Raw genomic sequence first — 19,778 nt, forward strand, 5'->3', positions numbered from 1 at the left:
GCCACACGCCCAGCCCGGCCGCGATCGCCAACGCCAGTGTCAGCGCCACAAGGCGCCCCCATCGAACGGGAAGAATCCGGCCCGACCGCCTCCACGGCGATCGATGCCGGCCCCCATCGGGGCCGTCGCGCCCCGCGCTCCACACCATCGAATCGAGCTTAGGTCGACGAAAGTCACCCGCGCAGCGGTTTGAACCGGTCGATCTGTAACAAAGAGCGACATTCACATGACGCCCTCGTCAACGACGATCTCACCCGGAAACGCTGACGCCAGGCGATCCTCTTTGCGGGCCGCCTGACCCCGAGCGCCACCAACTGACATCTCACCGGACATGGGTGTCGGTACGATCAGATGCTGCTCTTCTTGTCCAGTCGTCAAGCGCGCGCAGGCCGCCGATGACGCGTCGGAGCAGAGCAGGATCATGGACGTTTTCATACGCAAATGATCATAACGACCAACCTGCGATGGATCTTCCTATGTGGAATGGAAGCCGGCGTGCTTTCGCTGACTGGTCGCCACCCCGCAGCGTCAGATGCCCCTCGCTATGAAGGAACCCCTCACGGTGGCGACGGAGTCGGCGCGGGCCCGCATGAGTTGGAGGTCCGCTGGTTCCGGCCTGCGACGGAGGGCAGTTGGTGGTATCAGAGGTGATACCGTTTTTCTCGTGGCGATGACACTGCGATTGGCGGACGACGAGACGGAGGCCCTGCGGCTTCGGGCCGAGCTGGAGCAGCGGTCGATGCAGGAGATCGCCCGGCAGGCGATCCGGGAGTACATCGAGGCGCACAGCCGCGCGGAGCTGCTGGACCAGGTCCTGGACGAGGAACTCCCGCGGTACGCCGAGGCACTCCGCCGGCTCGGCGAATGATCTGTTGATCTATCTGACGCTTCCCGAACTGCTACACATCGCCGAACGGGCCCTCGGAGCGGAACCCCTGGTCAGAGACCACGGCCTGCTCGCGTCCGCGCTCGCCCGCCCGCAGGCGACGGTGTTCGGGCAGGATGCCTACCCCACTCTCGACGGCAAGGCCGCCGCGCTCCTGCACTCGCTCGCCCGCAACCACGCCCTCGTCGACGGGAACAAGCGCCTCGCCCTCGCCGCCCTGATCGCCTTCTACGGCCTGAACGGCCGCCGCCTGACCCTGACCAACGAGGACGCCTACGATCTCGTGATCAGCGTCGCGGCCGGCACACACGACTCCGTCGAAGAGATCACCGAGATCCTCGCGAAGGCGAACCAGCCCCGCCGGTGAGCCCAGGGTCTGCCGTCCGCGTGCCGGCAGTCTCAAGAGGGGGCGTGTCATCCCCGGCAACGGTTTTCAACGCCGGGCGGGCCGTCCAACCTGTTGGGAGGAACGTTCAGCCCGTCGGGAGGGATGGGCCCTCGGGAGGGACGAAACGGGCTGCGAGCGGCTCCAGCGTCATCGAGAGCAGTGTTCCGGCGGCCGAGGCGCCGATGGCGACGGCCCAGCCGGAGGGTCCGAGCGGGGTGCAGCCGAAGAACCGGCTCAGCCCGGGCGTCTGGACGACCATAACCAGCGCCGCCACCGACCCCAGGCTGCTCAGCAGCACCGACCGGGAACGCCCGCCGACGAGCAGCGTCTGGCCAAGCTGCGCCCCGACCAGCGCCACCAGCCCGACGGTGTCGGCGTGCCGGCGCCGGCCGGNCGTGCCGGCGCCGGCCGGTGGGACGGGCGACGATCCACGCGCCGGTGGCGGCCGCGGTGGTCGCCACCGCGCGCACCGCGACCTCCCGGAGCAGCGCGCGGCCCAGCGATCTCTCCGGTCCCTCCCCGAGCAGCTCGCCGGCCCGGCCGGGATCCGGCTGGCGCAGGGCGATGGCGAGCCCGGGTGCGAGGTCGGTGAGCAGGTTGACCAGCAGCAGCTGCCGGGCCGACAGCGGGGAGGTGCCGGTGGCGAGCGCGCCGAGGAGGGTGAAGGCAATCTCGCCGAGGTTGCCGCCCACGAAGATGCCCAGCGCCTGGCGCACCGAGGCCCACATCGACCGGCCCTCGACCAGGACGTCGATGATCGTCTCCAGCCGGTCGTCGACGACCACCACGTCGGCGGCGGCCCGGGCGGCGGGGGTACCCCGTCCGCCCAGCGCGATCCCCACGTCGGCGAGCCGGATCGCAGGCGCGTCGTTGGCGCCGTCGCCGGTCATCGCGACCACCTTGCCCAGCCGCTGGTACGACTCCACCACGCGGACCTTGTGCGCCGGGGTGCCGCGGGCGACCACCGTCACCTCGGGCAGCAGCGCGTCGAGCGCGTCGTCATCCAGCGCGTCGATCTCCATGCCGGTCACCACCCGGCCGCCGTCGAGGAGCCCCAGCTCGGTGGCGATCGTCTGCGCGGTAGCCGGATGATCACCTGTGATCATCACGGACTGTACGCCGGCGTCGTGCAGCTGGACCAGGGACGGCCCGGCACCGGAGCGGACCGGATCCGACAGGCCGAGGAAACCCAGGAAGGCGAGATCATCAAGATCGTCGTCCGACACCTGCCGGCTGTGGTCGGGCATCGCGCGTTCGGCGACGGCGAGCACCCGGTATCCCCGCCGGCCCAGCGCGACGTGCTCGCGGGCCAGGCCCGCCCGGCCACGCCCGTCCAGCGGCACGTCGCCCCGGGCGGTCCGCCAGCGGGCGCACCGGGGCAGCAGCGTCTCGGGCGCGCCCTTGACGCTGAGCAGCACGGTGTCGCCGGCGTCCCCGGCGGACGTCCTTCGGGACGTCTCTTGGAGCGTCCCTCGGGGCGTCCCTCGGGAGGCCCCGAGGGAGGCATGGTAGGAGCGGCCCGGCTCGAACGGCAGCGAGGCCAGCTCCGACCAGGAGCCCAGGCCGTGGTCACGGTGGATGTCCGTGGCGGCCGCGCCCTTGGTCACCGCCCGGTCGGTGGGATGGGACAACTTGCGCCCGTTGACCCGCACCGGGGTGGCGCGCAGACCGGCGGCGACCACCTGGCGCTGCCGCTCCGTCAGCTCGCCGACGGCGACGGCACGGGTGCCGTCCGACACCATGCCCAGACGGATCTTGCCTCTGGTGAGCGTGCCGGTCTTGTCGAAGCACAGCACGTCCACCCGTCCGAGCGTTTCGATGGTCCGCGGGTTGCGCACCAGCGCGCCGCGGCCGGACAGCCGCCGGGCCGCGGACAGCTGCGCGGCCGTGGCCAGGAACGGCAGGCCCTCGGGCACCGCGGCGACGGCGAGCGCCACACCCGCGCTCAGCGTGTCGCCGGCGGGCCGGNCCGGCGGGCCGGCCGCGAACGAGCCCGGAGGCGAGCAGGACCGCGGCCGCGCCGAGCACCACCGGCGCGGTGAACTCGGTGATCGCGGCCAGCCGGGCCTCGACACCGACAGCCTTGGCCGGGCCGGCGGCCGCGGCCATGCCACGGCCCGCCTCGGTGGCCGGGCCCGTCGCCACGACGGCGGCCGTCGCGGCGCCCGCGACCACGGTGGTTCCCTCGTACACCATCGAGGAGCGCTCCGCGACATAGCTGGCGGCGACCGGACGCGACGACTTCGTCACCGGCAGGGACTCCCCGGTCAGCGACGACTCGTCGACCTCCAGGCTGGTCGCCGACAGCAGCCGGGCATCGGCGGGGACGACGTCCCCCGGCCCGATCGAGATCACGTCGCCGGGGACCAGTTCCCGCGCGGTGAGCTCGACGTCGGCACCGTCCCGGCGCGCCCGGGCCCGCAGCGCGGACCGGGCGAACAGCCGGGCCAGCGCGCGATCAGCCCGCCGCTGCTGCACCGCGCCCACCAGCGCCGACATGACGGCCACGCTGACCACCAGGCCTGCGTCCAGCACCGAGCCGCTGGCGGCCGACAGCGCCGCCCCGCCCAGCAGGACCGGGGTCAGGGGGCTTGCCAGCTCCCGGGCGAGCGCGGCGAACAGGCCAGGAGCCCCCGTGCCCCCAGGGACGTCGTCCGCCCGCCGCGACGCGACCTGCGCGCTGGTCAGACCGTCCGCGGAGCTGCCCAGCCCGGCCAGGACACGCCGCGTCGAGAGCACATGCCAGGGCGTGCGCGGGATGCTCGGCGGCGGTGGGCGCCGGTCGAGCTCGCGAGCCGCCCAGACGCCGTCACCGAACGCGAGGGCACCGGCACCGTTCACCATGAGCATCGCCCGGGAAAGCAGCCGTGGGCCGGTACTGGTCAGCGCGACCAGCGCGCCGGCGCCGGAACCGATCCGGGCGAGCCGCACCGCGCGCCGGCTCACCCGGGCCGCCACGGCGGCCGCCTCCACCATCATCGCGGCGGTCGGCAGGTCCGTCCCGACGAGGACGTCGGCGCCCCAGGCCGGCGCGCCGTCGGGGCCGTCGACCCCGACCCCGCAGTCGGCGCCGCCCACCGCGGGGCGCCGGTGCGAGACGACCAGCACCCCGGCACCCGCCGCCCGCAGGTCGCCGACGGCGGCCGGCAGACGGTGCCCGCCCGGGATCACCGGGAACCCGAAGCCGTCGTCCGGGCAGGCCACGCCGCCGGCCACCCACACCGTCAGCCCGCTGCGCCGGCAGGAGGCCAGCAGCGCCTCGGCGCCCTCGGCCCGCTCGGGCACCGCCGTCACCACCGCCGTCACCGCCGTACCCTGGGCGAGGCCGAGGATCGTGTGCACCCCGGCCGCCCGCAGCCGCCGCCACTGCGCCCGGCCCGGGCCGTCGCCATCCGGGCCGTCGTTATCCGGGCCGTTGTCGCCCGAGCCGCCGTTGCCGACCAGCCGCTCGATCGGCGCGAGCGTCCAGCCGTCCGCCTCGGTCGTCGCCGCCGGATCGGTCGGCCGGAACAGCGCGTACGCCCGGACGGCCACCTCGCTCGCGTCGGCACCGGCCAGCGGGATGACCTCACCGACGGTGAACGCCGTGCCGACCAGCACGTCAGAGTCGACCACCACCGTGTCGATCCGGTCCAGCAGCCGCAGCGCCCCGGGGTTCATCACCTGCGCTCCCCGGCGCGCCAGCACAACGGTGAGCTGGTCGCAGAAGCCCTCCCGGCCAAGACCGGCGGGACGCGGGAGCATGGCCAGCGCGGCGGCGGCGGCNCCGCGGGCCACCGGCCAGCGCGACCGTGGCACCGAAGAGCGCCAGCAGACCCACCCCGGCGGCGTCCGCGTAGCGTTCCACCGGGCCGGCCGGAGCCGGTCGAGGCCGCTCAGGAGCCACCGGCCCGGCACCGGCCCGGTCAGGGTCCCCCAGCAGTTCGGCGCCGGCGGCGGCAAAGGCGCCCTGGCGGGCCCGGGCGGCGGCGAGGGCGTGCGCCCGGTGGACGGCGTCCAGACCGAGACCGCTGGAGCTGCCGGCCAGCCCCAGCGCGGCGGCGTTGGCCACCGCCAGGACGATGTCCGCCCGTTGCGGCCCGATCGTCCGCTCCACGACCGCGCGCAGCCGCGGCTGGGTGTCGACGACCGTGACCAGCGCGGCGAACTCCAGCGGCAACGGCGTCCAGCGGGCGACCCGGCCCACCGAGGCCACGGTGAGGGCGATCCCGTCCGCGGCGAGCGCGGCGGCCGCCCGCAGCACCACAGCCGCCGAATCCGGCAGGTCGGCGGTCCTGGGCCGTGGACCGGCGTCCACCGCGCTCTGATCATCGGCGGTCTGATCATCGGCGGTCCGGCCCTCGGCGGTCTGATTCGCGGCGGCTGCCCGCTCGGCCCGGGCTTCCCGCTCGGCCCGCTCGCCGCGGATCACGCGGACGGCGCGCTCGGCGGCCACGACCAGCTCACCCATCCGTGGGTACGGCTCGGCCAGACCGACCAGGAGCCGTCCCAGCGGCGCGTTGACCCGGGCCCACCGCACCCCGGGACGGCGCTCCAGCTCCTGTTCCAGCAGCCGCCGGCACGACGGGTGCGACAGCCCGCCGACACCGCGCACCCGCAGGCTGGCCACCCTGAGCCGGGTGCTCCCGAGGGCGCCGCCGGGACGAGCCAGCCGGCCGGNNNNCGAGCCAGCCGGCCGGCGGCCTGACCGGCGTGACCGGCCTGGTCAGGCCGATGATCGGGCTGGTCCGCGGCGGAGGGCTCCAGCCGCTCCAGCAGCGGTCCGGCCAGCAGTATCAGTCCCGTGTCGCACAGGAGGCGTCCTTCGGCCAGCACGCGTCGCGCGCCCGAGCGGGGATCCGGCAGCCGCATCGGCGGACCTCCTCACCGATCCCGTCGATCGCACCGATCCTGTCGATCACCGGCGGGGCGGTATCGACCACCGGCCGCGATGACACCCAGCCGCTGTGACACCCGGCCACCGGCAGCTGTGGCACCCGGACGGCAACAGCCGTGGCCGGCCCCCAGCTCATGGCCGACGCCGTCAGGCCACAGCCTGACGGCGCACGTCATGGCCGGCGCCGCGTCCCCCCACGGCTCGGGCCCCGCGGATACCCCCTCAACAGCCGGTACCCGGTGGCCGGCACCGTCTAACAGGCGGGCGCTCCGCCAGACGGCCGGCGCCCGCCATCGGAAGAGCGCGCCCGTCGTCACTGGAAGAACACCGCCGGACAGGTACAACCGGACGGACACCGCCCCTGGGCGAACGGGAAGAACCGGAAGAAGTACCCACGCACGGTCGCTGGACGAATGTCGCGGCAGGCAGCCGTCCTCGCGGGATGGACCAGACGTCCGCAACGGGACGAAACGTCGACCGACAGCCTCGGTTCCCGCCGAGAAATCTTCTGGAACCGACCTCGAGATCTTTTGTTTACCTGGGGTTTTCTTTTGGGGATGGTGACCTGGTAGCGGAGGGAGGGCCCGATGTCCCCCAAGACACACAATCATGTACGAGACGAAGAAAAAGAAGAAGCCGGCAGGGCGAAGAAGTACCAGGACGGACCGGACGCGGGCGACGAAACCGGAACCCCGACAGAACGATCGGAGCAGTCACGGGCCGACCAGGCGAACGGGTCCACCGACAACGGCCGGGCCCGCGGCGAGGCCGGCCGCGAAAGCGAACCGGAGGGCGTGGGTGGGGAAGGGAAGAGCGAGGCGCGAAAGCCCCACAGCGCCACGCTGCGGACGCCGTTTGCCACAGCCCGCATCGAGATCCCGCGCGCGCCGGGCACAAGCATGAAAGTGGGCCCGATCAGACTGCCGTCACCAACCCAGACCGCCTTCTACGTGGGCCTCGGCGTGCTCGCCGTCACCGAAGTCGTCGAATGGCCGGTCGCGGCGGCGATCGGAGCCGGTGCCTACATCGCCCAGCACAGTCACGCCGGGGCCGCTCCGGCTCCGAGGAAGTCGGGCCAGACCGAGGAAACGTGACGCGAAGGACAACGGACACGCACCGATGGTAGCCACCGACCGCGACCGCCGACCGCGATCACGCGAAACGGCGGACCGCCGGCGGCCACCGACTTCGTTCGGGAGCCGGTGGCCGCCGGTCGTCGCCGGTCACCTGTCAGCCGTCAGCGACGACCCGCGGAGACGATGACCCGCGGACAGGAGGATCCATTCGGACAGGAAGTATCCAGGACAGACGGTGGACGACGGGCTCAGGCCGTACGGATGGCTGGCCTGAGCCACCGCCGGAACAGCGACGAGACCAGCACGACAACCGCCGCGCTGACGAGTTCGGCCACCAGGGCCAGCACAATATCCGACACCGTGCGCTCCTCAACAGATGATGATTTTGGAATGATCGCCGTTGCCACCTTCGGCGGTACAGGTATCGCACAGGAAAGGGCGGCTGGTCTACCGGTTGCCGGCAGCGCGAACAACCTGGCCACGCAGACGAACAGAGCAGCTGGAAAGCGAGAGCCCGCGGGCGGGACCCCGCCACCTGAAGGGACCGGTCGGCCACGCGCGGAATCCATTCGCAGGATGCCGCCACCGTCCGGCGTCCCTGGCTCACCGGTCGGATGGCCGTCCAACCCGTCCTGATCGATAATAGGAAGACGATCGATAACAGGAACACGGACGACGAGCACGGAAACGACCATCGCAACGACCGTACGTTCCCTGCTTTCATTGTTCCGACAGCACTTGATATTTCAGGATTTCAGGCGGATGGAAGAAGTGGATCGCCATGACACACCGGCCGCGCGCTCGAATCGCGCAACGGGCACGGTTGGTGCTGCTGCCTCGGCGCTCCGCCCTGGAGGACTGGCTGCTTGTCACCGAACAGCGGATGATCCTTCACCGCAGGGCGCTGCGCACTCCGACCAACACCAACCTGGCCGAACTGCTTGACGCGGCGCAACGCGAGTCACAGCTCGCGGTGGCCACCGCCACACGTCTGACCAACAGGTCGGACGTCCCGTCGGACATCCCCCGAACTCCGACGGCGGAAGCCACGACGGACACACCGCGCCGACCCGAACGGCCCCAGCGACAGCGCACGGTACGGCCACCACGGAAGCGCGACGGCATCACCGTGACCCGCTGACCCGGTCGGCCCCAGCACCGAACGCCTCACGCGCGGCGGCGTCCCCGCGAGGACAGGACAGATCACCAGATCAGGTGTGGGGCGCGACGGCGCCATGGTGACGCGAGAACGGTCTCGGTCACCGTCCCTGATCCGCCCGTGGCAGTGCGACAGCGTCGCGGTGGCATGGTGCCACGGCGGTGCGGCGACCGTGATCAGGACGGTTGCGCTCTGGATCGGGCCAGTAGCGGGATCGTGACAGTTAACACCATCTGAAGGTTACGCACAGCTTTCACACAGCCGGACTCGGCACGATACCGGTGCGGCGGCAACGGGCGGATCGTGACTACCTACACTTCCCTTGACTGTGCACTCGCCAGTGGCGGAACAACGCCGCGTATCCGCAGTGATGGACAGGGAGGCCGACAGGTGGTGACGTCCAAGACGCGCCGACAGCGCGATCTCGCCGCGGCCAGGGCCGCCCGACAGGCCGCACGCCGGGCCGCCTCACGGCGTCGACAGCGCAGGGTAACAGCGGCCGTCTGCGTGGGCGCCCTGATCCTGCTGACCGGCGGTATCACCGCGGCACTGCTGGTCACCGGCGACGACGACACCGCATCCCTGTCGCCTTCGGCGACATCGCCCGCGACGGAGCCATCCGCGGCGGCCCCGGCCGTCACGACACAGGTCGGCCCCTGCACCTACACCTCGGACGGGCAGAAACCGTCCAGACCGCTCAGCCTGCCCGCGGCAGCCGACACGGTGGACCACTCCCCCGCCACGATGACCATCAACACGAACAAGGGGACGATCAGGGCCGCGCTGGACGCGGAAAAGGCGCCCTGCACCGTCCACGCCCTGCTCACGATGGCGAACGCCAAGTACTTCGACAACACCACCTGCCACCGCGAAACCACCCAGAACATCTTCGTGCTCCAGTGCGGGGACCCGGACGGCACCGGTATGGGCGGCCCGGGCTTCGCCTACGCCAACGAGAACACCGACGGCGCCAGGTACACCCGCGGCGTCATCGCCATGGCCAACGCGGGCCCCGGCACCAACGGCAGCCAGTTCTTCATCAACTACCAGGACCCGAACGAGGACGGCGTGCAGGCACTGGCCACCAACTACACGGTCGTCGGGAAGGTGACCGAGGGCCTGTCCGTCCTCAACGCCCTCACCACCCCCGGAGTCGAAGGCGGCGCCCCCGACGGCGCCCCCGCGAGCAAGCCCCAGATCCTCACCCTCACCATCACCCAGGGCACCTGACCCCCAAAAACCTCCCCACCCACCCTCACGACAAGCCCCACCCACCCTCAGCAGCCGCCAAGGATGTGAATCCACTGCTGCTATGACAGCAGCGCATTCACATCGTTGACACCCCAAACCCCCCAATCACCGGCAAAAGCCCCGACGCACCCCCCTTCCCCTTATCGATCATCATCAGATGATCGATAAGCCCACGTAACGGCCAACCCCTCCGCCAGGGGCCCCCAAATAGTGGTGAAAGCCACTATTTGGGGAAAGGCCGCTATTCGGGGAGAGTCCAGCGGCGGACGGCGTCGATGCGGGCGCGTAGCTGAGCGGCGGTGGCCTGGGCGGTTGCCGGGCCGCCGCAGGTCCGTCGCAGTTCGCCGTGGATCGCCCCGTGCGGGCGGCCGGTGCGGTGGTGGTGGGCCGCGACCAGCCGGTTGAGCTCCCGGCGGAGTTCGGCGATCACCTCGTGGGTCGGACGGTTGTCCGTGGCCTGTGCGTCCGGGCCGTCCGCCTCGGCGGCGCGGGCCGCCGGGACCGTCTGCCCGAAGGCGCCCCGGGCGGCGCGGCCGGTGGGGTCCTGGCGGGCCTCGGTGCGCTCCTGCCGGCGCCGGGCGGCGAGCTGGGCGGCCTCCCGTTGTTTGAGCAGGACGGCGACCTGGTCGGGTTCGAGCAGGCCGGGCAGCCCCAGGAAGTCCTCCTCCTCGGCGGAGCCGGCGGCCGCCTGGGTGCCGAACTCGCCACCGTCGAAGATGACCCGGTCGAGATGTGCCGAGGAACCCAGCGCGGTGAAGGACCGCTCGGGCAGGTCGGGGACGTCCCGGCGCCGGTTGGCCTCGCGCAGCGCGGCGTCGTCGAAGGCATCCGGTTCACGCAGGGGCTTGTCCAGCGCGTGGTCACGCTGGACCTCCATCTCGCCGGCGAGCGCGAGCAGCGTCGGGACGCTGGGCAGGAAGACGGATGCGGTTTCCGCCCGGCCCCGGCCGCGGACGAACCGGCCGACGGCCTGGGCGAAGAACAGCGGCGTGGCCACGGAGGTGGCGTAGACCCCGACGGCCAGGCGCGGGACGTCCACGCCTTCGCTGACCATCCGGACGGCGACCATCCACCGTTGCCGCGACTCCCGAAAATTCGCGATCTTCGAGCTGGCGGAGGGGTCGTCGGAGAGCACCACCACCGGCTCGGTGCCGCTGACCCGGCGCAGGATCCCCGCGTAGGCGCGGGCGCTGGCATGGTCGCTGGCGATCACCAGCCCGCCGGCGTCCGCCATCCCGCCGGCCTGAATCTGGGACAGCCGGGTGTCCGCGGCTGCGAGGACGGCGGGGATCCAGTTGCCGCGGACGTCGAGCGCGGTGCGCCACGCCGCGGCGGTCTGCTCGTTGTTCAGCGGCTCGCCGAGCCGGGCGGACAGCTCGTGCCCGGCGCTCGTCCGCCAGGTCATCTCCCCGGAGTAGGCCAGGAACAGCACCGGACGCACCACTCCGTCACGCAGCGCGTCGGCGTAGCCGTAGGAGGAGTCGGCGACGCTGCGCGTCACACCGTCCGGCCCGGGCAGGTAGGTGACGAACGGGATCGGGTTGACGTCCGACCGGAAGGGGGTGCCGGTGAGCGCGAGGCGCCGGATCGCGGGGGTGAACGCCTCCCGGACGGCGTCACCCCAGGACAGGGCATCGCCGGCATGGTGGATCTCGTCGAGGATCACCAGAGTGCGACGGCGTTCGCAGCGCAGCCGGTGCAGCGCGGGGTGCGCCGCCACCTGGGCGTAGGTGAGCACCACGCCGGTGTAGTCCGAGGAGGTGGCCCCGGCGGTGTTGCGGAAGGCCGGGTCGAGGGAGATACCCACCTCCGCCGCCGCGTCGGCCCACTGCCGTTTCAGGTGCTCGGTCGGCGCCACCACTGTGATCGCACGCACCACGCCGTCGCGTAGCAGGTCGGACGCGACGCGCAGCGCGAAGGTCGTCTTGCCCGCGCCCGGGGTGGCGACGGCCAGGAAGTCGCGTGCGCCGGAGCCCGCCCGGGCCCGGTAGATCGCAAGGGCAGCCTCCTGCCAGGCTCGTAACGGACGGCGATTCGCCGGGGGCGGTGAAGCGTCATCGAAAGGGCCTGCACTCACAGGACAGACTCTACGGGCTGCCTGCCGCGGGCCGTCACCGGATCTCACCGAGCGCGCTCAGGGCCATCCGCTTCCCGCCGACGGGCACCGCTGGCAACATCCGACATCACCGAATGTGCCGGAATCCACATACCTGTGTACCGGTGCCGGCCGGTGTGCTTCCCCGGTGCGCGCCGACGGGCGGCCGGACGCTGTTCTCCGGCGTCCGCTCTCCGTCATCCCCGCGCTCCGGCATCCGCACACATTCAGTAAACGGCGGCCGTCGGAGCACTGGCATGCCATCAACCGTGCCATCAACCATGTCGCCAGCTGTGCCGCCAACTGTGCCGCCGACGACAAAACCACCGGGAAATAATTCCGAAACGCACGGGCCGGGCCGTCGGAGAGGAGCCGTCGCCCACGCAAAGGCCGCCGTCCGGACGACGGAACGACGTGGTGCCGCCGTCCGGCCGCTGGACAACCAGATCACGACGACGCAACGGACGGCGACGCCCGGCAGCGGGGCCGCCGCCGGTGACCACCACGGACGGTGGGAGGGCGGCCACCCCGCGGACATAAGGCCATGGATAAACTCTTTTACCGGGGGGCTATACGGGAGTTGGCGGACAAGGAAAGGCAGACGATGACTCCGGCGAGCAGGGCCCTTACGACTGCCGTTTCCCGACCACCCGCACGCACCCCCAACATCCGGCTGCGAAACTGCCGGGAGGAACGGGGCTGGTCGCAGGAACAACTGGCCATGGAGCTGCGCGGCTTCGCCGTCAGCCGCGAAGGACGTGAGGCCGGGGTCACCGGCAACATGATCTGCAAGTGGGAGAAAGGCGACAAGAAGCCAAGTCTTCGTTACCAACGGCTTCTGGGAGCTCTCTTTCAGCGAACATCCGGGGAGCTCGGGTTCATCGAGAACGACACCGCCGGCGCTACTGGCGCTACCAATATCGTCGGTACTGTCGGTGACATCGCGGCCGGACCCAGGCCGGAACATGCGTCCGGGCCGTCACGGCCGGGGGCGGAACAGCGCCCCTTTCTCCGGCTGGTCGCGGCGGCCGAGGATGCCACGACGGCATCACCCGGCGCCCGGCCGCCATGGGAGCGGCTTTCCGCGGCGTTGCGGCAGCAGGCCGTGGCCACTCCGTCGGTCGTCGACAGTCTCTCCGCCCGCACCGCCGGCCTGTTCGGGCTGGAGGAGCGGGTGCCGGCCCATCGGCTGATAGAACGGGTGACCGCGCATCTGGCCGCCCTCAGCCGTCTCCTGGAGGCCGCACCGCGCTCGGCGGTGCGCCGGGCGCTGGCTGTCACTGCCGGTGAGACCGCCGCGCTGGCCGGCTGGCTCGCCTTCGACATGCGCAACAGTGCCCACGCCCGCGCCTATTACCACGTCGCGGCCGAGGCCGCCCAGGAGGCCGGCGACGACGCCCTGCTGGCATGCGTGCTCGGCTATGAGAGCTTCCAGCCGAGCATGAACGGACGGCCGGACAAGGCCTGTGCGCTGCTGGCCGAGGCCCAGCGTCACGCCGAGCGCGGCGGCAGCCCGATGACCTGCGCCTGGCTGGCCGCCCGGGAGGCGGAGGAACAGGCCCACCAGGGGGACAGCGACGCGGCGCTGCGCGCGCTCGACCGCGCCACCGACGCCTTCGGCCAGGCCACCCCGGCCGACGACCGGGTGTGGACGCAGTTCTTCGACCGTTCCCGTCTCGACGGGATGAAGGTCACCACCTTCACCCGGCTGCGCCGTCCGGACGCGGCCCGCGCGACCGCCTTCGAGGGGCTGCGTACGACCAGCCCCACCACCACCAAGAAGCGTTCCCTGCTGCTGGGCGCCGTCGCCGAGGTGCACATTCAGCAACGGGAGATCGAACAGGCCTGCCAGTTCGCCGCCGACGCCCTGGCGATCGTGGCGCAGACGGACTTCTCGCTCGGCCTGACCCGCGTCCTGCACATCCGTGATCATCTGTCGCCCTGGCGTGACGTCCAGGCAGTGCGTGACCTCGACGAACAGCTGCGGGTTCTGATCTGAACGCCGGTGGCCGGCGGGAACGGGCTCCCACCGGCCACCGGCGACACGCGGATGGCGCGCAGGTAGCGCGCGGGACGAACAGGATCAACCCGGCCTGGTGCCGGCGCGGTAGCAGTCGTAGACGCCGCCGACCGTCCGTACGGCCGCGAGCAGCGCGTCCAGCTGTGCCGGGCCGGCGACCTCCACGGTGAAGCGGGCCCGGGCCACCCGGTCCTCAGAGGTGATCGAGGAGGCGGAACGGACCGTGGCCGACACGTCCGACAGCATCTCGGTGATGTCCGCGAGCAGCCCGTGGCGGTCGAACGCCTCGACCGCGATCTCGGCGGGGAACGTGCCCTCCGCCGATGGGAGCCAGGAGGTCACCGCGACCCGATGTCGGTCGCTTGCGGCGTTCACGCACTGCGACCGGTGCACGGACACGGCGAGGCTGTGCGTGTTGGTGAACCCGACGACGTCGTCCCCGGGCAGGGGAAGACAGCAGCGGGCGGGACGGACCGGGACGCCGCTGCGGCCGTCGATGGCGGCCGTCCCCGCCCAGGTGAGGGCCTCGTCCGTGTCCCGTGACCGCCGCCGGCTCCGCCTGCTGTGGGCCTGCTCCCTCAGCGCCGGTGCCTGCGTCCGCGCGGCCGACGCGACAGGCAGGGCGGCCGGAACAGGCGTGGCCGGCAGAGCGGGCGGACTCACCAGGCCCGCCGGGGACGGTGAGGTGGCGGGGCCGCCGACAGCTACGGGCCGCGGGGCCGTGTCCGAGTGCCGCTCGGAGGCCTCCGGGACGGTATCGACGCCGGTATCGGTGCCGGTGCCACTGTCGGTGTCGGCACCGATGCCGCCGCCGGTGTTCAGATGTTGACGGCCGGGGCGGAGCGGGCCTGGATCCCGGGTATCGTCATGGCGGGTATCCGGGTGTGCCGGCTGCCGATCAGCAGGGTGTTCGGGATCCGACTGCTGGCCGGTGGTCTCCCGTCGCTGCCTGGTCAGCCCACGACGGATCCGTACCCGGGCCCGGGAGGTCTTGACGAAACCCAACCAGTCCTCGGATGGGCCTGCGTCCGGCAGCCCCGAACGCAGGATCTCCACCACGTCGCCGTTGCGCAGCCGGGTGTGCAGCGGGACCAGCCGGCCGTTGACCCGCGCCCCGATGGCCCGGTGCCCGAGTTCGGTGTGGACGGCGTAGGCGAGGTCGACCGGCGTGGACCTCGCCGGCAGCGCGATGATCCGCCCCTTGGGAGTGAAGATCAGTACCTCGTCGGAGTCGAGGTCCGCCGACAGCGACTCCAGGAACTCACCGGGATCCTTGGCGTCGCCCTCCCAGTCGAGCAGGCTGTGCAGCCAGGCCAGGCCCTCCAGCCGGGCGCCGTCCGCGGACGGCCCGATCGGCCGGGCGATGATCCCGGTCTCGGCGAGCCGGTGCATCGCGTCCGTGCGGATCTGGATGTCGACGGGCTTACCGGCCGGGTCCATGACGGTGGTGTGCAGCGACTGGTACATGTTGAACTTGGGTGTGGCCACGAAGTCGCGCAGCCGTCCCGGCGCCGGTCGCCACAGGGCGTGCACTTCCCCGAGCGCCTCATAACAGTCAGTGATCGAATCGACGAGGATCAGCACGCGGACGATGTCGTTGTGGTCCCGCGCCTCGAAGCCGCGCTCCTGGGCCCGCTTGTAGATCGAGAAGAGATGGCTGGTACGGGCCGAGACCCTGGCGTCGATGCGCGCCTCGGCCAGGCCGCTGGCGAGCTTGTCGACGACCGAGGCAAGCTGGCCGGACTCGCGTTCCGCGGCCGTGAAGGTGTCGACCACCGCCTGGATCCGCGTGTACTCGTCGGGGTGCAGGACGGCGAACGCCCGATCCTCCAGCTCCCGCTTGATGACGTTCACGCCGAGCCGGTGCGCCAGCGGCGCGAGGATCTCCAGCGTCACCCGGGCGATGCGCGCCTGCTTGGATGGGGACTTGAAGCCGAGGGTCCGCATGTTGTGCAGCCGGTCGGCGATCTTGATGAGCAGGACCCGGTAGTCCCTGGCCAGTGCGACGATCAGTTTCCGCAGTGTTTCGGCCTCGGCCGCGTCCCCGAAACGCATCTTGTCGAGCTTGGTCACCCCGTCGACGAGGTTGGCGACCTCCGGGCCGAAGTCCGCCGTGACGGCCTCCAGGGTGTAGCCGGTGTCCTCGACCGTGTCGTGTAGGAGGGCCGCGACGACCGTGGTGGTGTCCACCCCGAGTTCGGCGAGGATGTCGGTGACCGCCAGCGGATGGGTGATGTACGGATCACCGCTGTGCCGCATCTGACCGGCGTGCTGACGGTTGGCGACATCGTAGGCGCGGACGATGAGAGCGATGTCGGCCTTGGGATGATGCTGACAGTGCCGGTCGATGATCCCCCGTAGTACGGGTGGCACAGGTGGCCCTGGTGGTGAACTTCGGGCCGCGGCCACCCGGCGGGCGAGGTGGGCCAGCCGGCTGCCAGCCAGCCAGGCGGCCGCGAGGGTCCGCGAGGCGTCATCCCCACCGCCGACCTGCCCCCCGCTGGATCGGTCCACTCGCGCGGGCAGCGCCGCGCCCTGCATCCCGGCACCTACGATCTCAGCGTCCACAGTGCTCCCCCTCGATACGTCCCGGTGCGTCGGTACGTCCCGGCACGGAACAGCTCCGTGCCCCCGCCGCCCGCCGGTGACGGTCTCCCGCCGCGGCAACATCGACGACGCGGACCCGGCCGGCGGCCCCTCCCACTGGAAACCGCCGGATCCCCCCACAGCACCAGCATGGTCAACACCTCGCCCCGGAGGCGATCCGGTAACAGTCGTGCACACCGTCGATCGAGCGCACGGCGTCCCGGATGTGGCCGAGATGCTTGGCGTCCCCCATCTCGAAGGTGAACCGGCTGACCGCGCGCTGGTCCTTGGTCGTCGTCACCGACGCCGAGAGGATGTTGACGTGGTGGTTGGTCAACACCCGGGTGACGTCGGAGAGCAGACGAGCGCGGTCGGTCGCCTCGACCTGGATGACGACGAGGAACACCGACCCCGAGGACGCGGCCCACTCGACCGGCACCGTCCGGTCACGAGAACTATTACACAAAGTAGCCAGATTCGGGCAGTCCTGGCGGTGGACCGAGACGCCCTTCCCCCGGGTGACGAATCCGACGATCGGGTCTCCGGGCATGGGTGTGCAGCAGCGGGCGAGCTTCGACCACACGTCCTCGGCGCCGTTGATGACCACCCCCGGATCGCCGGCTGTGCGTTGCAGGGCACGGGTGGGCAGCGCGGTCTCGGCGACGTCCTCGGCCGCGCCCTCCGGGCCGCCCAGCGCGGCCAGCAGGCGGCCCACCACGTGCTGGGCGCTGATGTTCTTCTCACCGATCGCGGCATACAGCGCGGAGACGTCCGGGTAGCGCAGGTCCCTGGCCAGGCTGGGCAGCATGTCGCCGCTCATCAGGCGGGTCAGCGGCAGGCCGTGGCGGCGCATCATCCGGGCGATCGCGTCCCGGCCGGCGACAATGGCGTCCTCCCGCCGCTCCCGCGCGTGCCACTGGCGGATCTTCGTACGGGCCCGGGACGACCGGACGAAGGTCAGCCAGTCCTCGCTCGGGCCCGCCGCGTGCGCCCGGGAGATGAAGATCTCGACCGTGTCCCCGTTGTCCAGCGTGGTGTCCAGCGCGACGAGCCGGCCGTTGACCCGCGCGCCCACGCACTGGTTGCCCACGTCGGTGTGGACGGCGTAGGCGAAGTCGACCGGGGTCGCCCCCTCCGGCAGCGCGATCACGTCCCCTTTGGGGGTGAACACGAAGACCTCGTCGGTGTGCAGGTCGAAGCGCAGGCTGTCGAGGAACTCGCCGGGTTCGGCGCTCTCCCGCTGCCAGTCGAGGATCTGGCGCAGCCAGGCGGTCTGGTCGGCCCCGGCGGAGCCCCGCCGGGAACGGCCGCCACCCCGGGACGCACCGGCTCTGGAGCCGCCGTCGGCGAGTCCGAACGCGCCTGCCCTGGTCTCCCCGGAGGGCCGGGCGCCGACGCCGTCCTCCTTGTACTTCCAGTGCGCCGCGATCCCGTACTCGGCCCGGTTGTGCATCGCGTGCGTGCGGATCTGCAGCTCGACGGGCTTGCCCTCGGGGCCGATCACCGTCGTGTGCAGCGACTGGTACATGTTGAACTTGGGCATCGCGATGTAGTCCTTGAACCGGCCCGGGATCGGCTTCCAGTTCGCGTGGATGGTGCCCAGGGAGGCGTAGCAGTCCCGCAGGGAGTCGACCAGCACCCGGATTCCGACCAGGTCGTGGATGTCGTCGAAGGACCGGCCGCGGACCACCATCTTCTGGTAGATCGAGTAGTAGTGCTTGGGCCGGCCGGTGACGACAGCCTTGATCCTGGCCTCGGCCAGGTGCGCCTGCACCTGCGTCACCACCGCGGTGATGTAGGTGTCCCGGCTGGGCGCGCGGTCGGCCACCAGCCGGACGATCTCGTCGTAACGCTTCGGGTAGAGCGTCGCGAAGGCGAGATCCTCCAGCTCCCACTTCAGCGAGTTCATCCCGAGCCGGTGGGCCAGCGGAGCGTAGATCTCCAGGGTCTCCCGGGCCTTGCGCTCCTGCTTGTGCTCGGGCAGGAAGCGCAGCGTGCGCATGTTGTGCAGGCGGGCGGCAAGCTTGATCACGAGGGCCCGGGGGTCGCGGGCCATCGCAACCACCATCCGCCGGATCGTCTCGGCCTGCGCGGCCTCGCCGACCTTCACCCGGTGCAGCTTCATCACCGCGTCGAGCACCAGCGCGACGTGGTCGCCGAACTCGTCCCGGATCCGCTCGAGCGTCATGCCGCCCTGGCCGACGGTGCCGTGCAGGAGCGCGGCGCACAGGGTCGGCGTGTCCATCCCGAGATCGGCGAGGATGCTCGCGACCGCGACGGGATGGGTGATGTAGGGGTGGCCGGAGAGGCGAACCTGGCCGGCGTGCGCCCCCGCCNCGGCGTGCGCCCCCGCCGCGGTCTCGAAGGCGTGGTAGACCGGGCCGACGTCGGCCCGCGGATGGTTCGCGAGCAGGCCGCGCAGCACCGGATCCAGCAGTGACGGCGGGGTCGCCCGATGCGACGCGAGCCTGGGGAAGCGCCCGCGGACCCGGCGTGGCAACGGCGGCGACTCGTGTCCGAGGCGCGGGACCACCGGCGAACCGTCACCAGGACCGAACTCACCGTGGTCGACAAGAAGCCCGGACTGGCGCGTCGGCGGGGCCGATGTGCCGGGCCGGGCGGATGGAGCCGAGGTGGCCGGGGCCGCCGGCGGAATCGGTGAGGCCGGGAGAACAGCCGGCGGTGCGGAAACCGGCTGCCCGTCAGATGACCGCACCGTATCCGGATGGACGCTGGTCGGCTGGGCGTCGCCTGGCGACCTGGTTTCGGTTGACCCGGCATCGATTGGCCTGGTGTCGGTTGGCCTGGCGTCGCTCGACCCGGCATCGGTTGGCCTGGTGTCAGCCGGCCTGGTGTCAGCCGGCCAGGTATCGGCCGGCGGGATGTCGGCCGGCCGTGGCGCGCCGTCGGCCGCCCTGGTGCGTCCCGCCGACATGGCCTGCGGTGGACGTTCCGCCCCGGCCGCCGACGACGGCGCGCCGGTGGGCGGGCAGCCATGGCTGTCCCCGCGGGCGAGCACAGCGTATTCGCCTGCCGCGGACGACTCCCGAACGGTCGTCGCGCCAGGCTCGGACGCTCCAGCCGTCACCGGGGCTGCCTCGGGCACAAGCCGCTCCTGCTTCATGTCGGACCCCTGAAGGCTAACGCTTCCGTGGGTTGGCCTCCTCCCGCAACCCCGGCCAATGCCCGTGGATCACACAAAGGTCACACGGCCGGGGTTGTCGCAATCGTGATCATTACGGTCGGGAGTGCCGCACAGGAGCACCACGGCCGAGGCGCCGAACCGGCGAGGAACAGGCCCCGACGATCAGACTTCCATGATCGACGATATCGCGAGCGGCGCAAGCCGGTCACGCCCGGCCAGGAAGGTCAGCTCCATGAGCACGGCGAGCCCGACGACCTCCGCGCCCGACGCGCGGACCAGTTCGGTCGCGGCGGCCG

The 19,778-nt window shown here is 71.7% G+C and carries 13 protein-coding genes and 2 pseudogenes; 8 read left to right on the forward strand and 7 right to left on the reverse strand.

Features of this window, described 5'->3' with window-relative positions:
* Positions 1-670: 670 nt before the first annotated feature.
* Positions 671-868 (forward strand): ribbon-helix-helix protein, CopG family, encoded by a 198-nt coding sequence (locus FrCorBMG51_RS10035; protein WP_047222967.1) that lies wholly within the window; start codon positions 671-673, stop codon positions 866-868.
* Between the two features lie 4 nt (positions 869-872).
* Positions 873-1,253, forward strand: coding sequence for a type II toxin-antitoxin system death-on-curing family toxin (locus tag FrCorBMG51_RS10040; protein ID WP_047222821.1), 381 nt, complete (start codon positions 873-875; stop codon positions 1,251-1,253).
* A gap of 106 nt (positions 1,254-1,359) precedes the next feature.
* On the opposite strand, the gene FrCorBMG51_RS32510 is transcribed toward FrCorBMG51_RS10040, so the two are convergent.
* The 3 genes and pseudogenes from FrCorBMG51_RS32510 to FrCorBMG51_RS33105 form a co-directional block, all read right to left on the reverse strand.
* Positions 1,360-1,632 (reverse strand): cation transporting ATPase C-terminal domain-containing protein, encoded by a 273-nt coding sequence (locus tag FrCorBMG51_RS32510; protein ID WP_268760549.1) that lies wholly within the window; start codon positions 1,630-1,632, stop codon positions 1,360-1,362.
* Positions 1,633-1,753: 121 nt separating this feature from the next.
* Positions 1,754-2,956 (reverse strand): annotated as a pseudogene (locus tag FrCorBMG51_RS34580) (HAD-IC family P-type ATPase); the annotation flags it as partial.
* A complete protein-coding gene (locus tag FrCorBMG51_RS33105; RefSeq protein WP_476742141.1) occupies positions 2,844-5,600 on the reverse strand; it encodes a P-type ATPase actuator domain-containing protein in 2,757 nt (918 codons plus the stop codon). The gene FrCorBMG51_RS33105 and the pseudogene FrCorBMG51_RS34580, both read right to left, overlap by 113 nt.
* 387 nt (positions 5,601-5,987) lie before the next feature.
* On the opposite strand from FrCorBMG51_RS33105, the gene FrCorBMG51_RS10050 reads away from it, so the two are divergent.
* From FrCorBMG51_RS10050 to FrCorBMG51_RS10065, 4 genes are all read left to right on the forward strand, one after another.
* On the forward strand, positions 5,988-6,224 hold the full coding sequence (locus FrCorBMG51_RS10050) for a hypothetical protein (protein WP_162233194.1): 237 nt from the start codon (positions 5,988-5,990) through the stop codon (positions 6,222-6,224).
* Between the two features lie 513 nt (positions 6,225-6,737).
* Positions 6,738-7,244 carry a hypothetical protein gene (locus tag FrCorBMG51_RS29525; RefSeq protein ID WP_200902400.1) on the forward strand — a complete coding sequence of 169 codons (507 nt, stop codon included), beginning with the start codon at positions 6,738-6,740 and terminating at the stop codon, positions 7,242-7,244.
* 763 nt (positions 7,245-8,007) lie between these two features.
* Positions 8,008-8,367 carry a hypothetical protein gene (locus FrCorBMG51_RS10060; RefSeq protein ID WP_047222823.1) on the forward strand — a complete coding sequence of 120 codons (360 nt, stop codon included), beginning with the start codon at positions 8,008-8,010 and terminating at the stop codon, positions 8,365-8,367.
* Between the two features lie 411 nt (positions 8,368-8,778).
* The gene (locus tag FrCorBMG51_RS10065) at positions 8,779-9,615 is read left to right on the forward strand and encodes a peptidylprolyl isomerase (RefSeq protein ID WP_371390623.1); all 837 of its coding nucleotides are present in this window, start codon (positions 8,779-8,781) and stop codon (positions 9,613-9,615) included.
* 262 nt (positions 9,616-9,877) lie between these two features.
* Here the strand turns inward: FrCorBMG51_RS10065 and FrCorBMG51_RS10070 are convergent, their stop codons facing one another.
* On the reverse strand, positions 9,878-11,713 hold the full coding sequence (locus FrCorBMG51_RS10070) for a DEAD/DEAH box helicase (RefSeq protein WP_047222825.1): 1,836 nt from the start codon (positions 11,711-11,713) through the stop codon (positions 9,878-9,880).
* A gap of 622 nt (positions 11,714-12,335) precedes the next feature.
* Between FrCorBMG51_RS10070 and FrCorBMG51_RS10080 the strand changes: the two genes are divergently transcribed.
* The gene (locus FrCorBMG51_RS10080) at positions 12,336-13,730 is read left to right on the forward strand and encodes a helix-turn-helix domain-containing protein (protein ID WP_047222827.1); all 1,395 of its coding nucleotides are present in this window, start codon (positions 12,336-12,338) and stop codon (positions 13,728-13,730) included.
* Positions 13,731-13,814: 84 nt separating this feature from the next.
* Here the strand turns inward: FrCorBMG51_RS10080 and FrCorBMG51_RS10085 are convergent, their stop codons facing one another.
* Together FrCorBMG51_RS10085 and FrCorBMG51_RS10090 are read right to left on the reverse strand one after the other, a co-directional pair.
* Positions 13,815-16,319: a RelA/SpoT family protein gene (locus FrCorBMG51_RS10085; RefSeq protein WP_047222828.1), complete on the reverse strand. Its 2,505-nt coding sequence runs from the start codon at positions 16,317-16,319 to the stop codon at positions 13,815-13,817.
* A 172-nt stretch (positions 16,320-16,491) separates the two neighbouring features.
* A complete protein-coding gene (locus FrCorBMG51_RS10090; RefSeq protein WP_047222969.1) occupies positions 16,492-18,762 on the reverse strand; it encodes a RelA/SpoT family protein in 2,271 nt (756 codons plus the stop codon).
* Between the two features lie 367 nt (positions 18,763-19,129).
* Between FrCorBMG51_RS10090 and FrCorBMG51_RS10095 the strand changes: the two genes are divergently transcribed.
* Entirely contained in the window at positions 19,130-19,474 is a 345-nt protein-coding gene (locus FrCorBMG51_RS10095; protein ID WP_139342305.1) for a hypothetical protein, read from the forward strand.
* A 170-nt stretch (positions 19,475-19,644) separates the two neighbouring features.
* Here FrCorBMG51_RS10095 and FrCorBMG51_RS30995 read toward each other — a convergent pair.
* A pseudogene (locus FrCorBMG51_RS30995) lies at positions 19,645-19,778 on the reverse strand (adenine phosphoribosyltransferase); the annotation flags it as partial.

Source organism: Protofrankia coriariae, from assembly GCF_001017755.1.
GTDB lineage: Bacteria > Actinomycetota > Actinomycetes > Frankiales > Frankiaceae > Protofrankia > Protofrankia coriariae.